We start from the raw sequence: 978 nt of genomic DNA, 5'->3' as shown, positions 1-978 counted from the left end.
TAACATGCAATATCTACAGCATATATTGGTATAATAAATACGGAAATATTATTTATAAAGAAATAGCTTTAAAAATTGATGAAAACGATAAAAATAATGTTACTCAAATAATTATGGTTTCATTTATTATTGTATTATTTGTGGGTATGCCAATTATAGGTGGATTAATAYTTGCTTTTGTTATGGGAGTATTTGTAAGCGGTATGTCTGTACTTTACGGAGGAGCTTATAATAATTACACTTTAATTGAATCTATTTCCCATGCTCCTGAAGTATTATTAGTATTTGCTGGTACTATATTAGCAGTTATTGCTATTGTTCTAGTAATTACTGCTATGCTGCTTATTCCTGATATTATTATGCAAAAGAAATTAAACTSTATATGGATAAAACTAAAAKAATTTTATAATAATAAAAACTAATTCGTATTCAAGATATAATAAAATATTATTTATAAAAATAGTTATATAAAAAATTATAAATTATAAAATYTTCAATTAGGGTTATTAAATCTTTTACTATTTATCAAACTTGATATTATATGATTTTTTGATTTATCTTTAGCTTCCAATATTTCATTAACATCATCAATAAAATCTTGAAACTGTCTGTTATTACAAAGTTTATGCATAGTATCTATATCTAAATCATTTCTTTTTTTGGCAGAAAATAATATTTCTGAATCTTCAGGGTTATTATAATCTAATCTTATTATTCCTACTCCAAAAGACTGATTTAACCTTTTTATCTCTTCCATTAAGTCTATATCATTTTCATTTATTTCCATAGCAACAAGCCAAGCCTCATTAGCCCAACCAGAATTTGATAATGCTTGAAAATAATATTCTGTTAAATTACCGAGTGTAAGCTTTAATTTTAATTCATAAGCATAAAGCTCTGTAGTTGGCAGATTTATATAATTAAATAATTTTAAAACTGATTTATTAATATAATCTTTAAATGTAACAGCAATAATAT

Annotated in this window: 1 protein-coding gene and 1 pseudogene; one reads left to right on the top strand and one right to left on the bottom strand. The window is 23.3% G+C overall.

Features of this window, described 5'->3' with window-relative positions:
* On the top strand, positions 1-422 hold a 422-nt coding region (locus GQX97_RS12455; RefSeq protein WP_157152232.1), incomplete at its 5' end, for a hypothetical protein.
* A 71-nt stretch (positions 423-493) separates the two neighbouring features.
* On the opposite strand, the pseudogene GQX97_RS12450 reads toward GQX97_RS12455, so the two are convergent.
* A pseudogene (locus GQX97_RS12450) lies at positions 494-978 on the bottom strand (HrgA protein); the annotation flags it as partial.

The organism is Brachyspira sp. SAP_772, assembly GCF_009755885.1.
In the GTDB taxonomy this organism is placed as follows: Bacteria; Spirochaetota; Brachyspiria; order Brachyspirales; family Brachyspiraceae; genus Brachyspira.
Note: the sequence above shows the minus strand (reverse complement) of the source record. Positions and strands in the feature narration are given on the sequence as shown.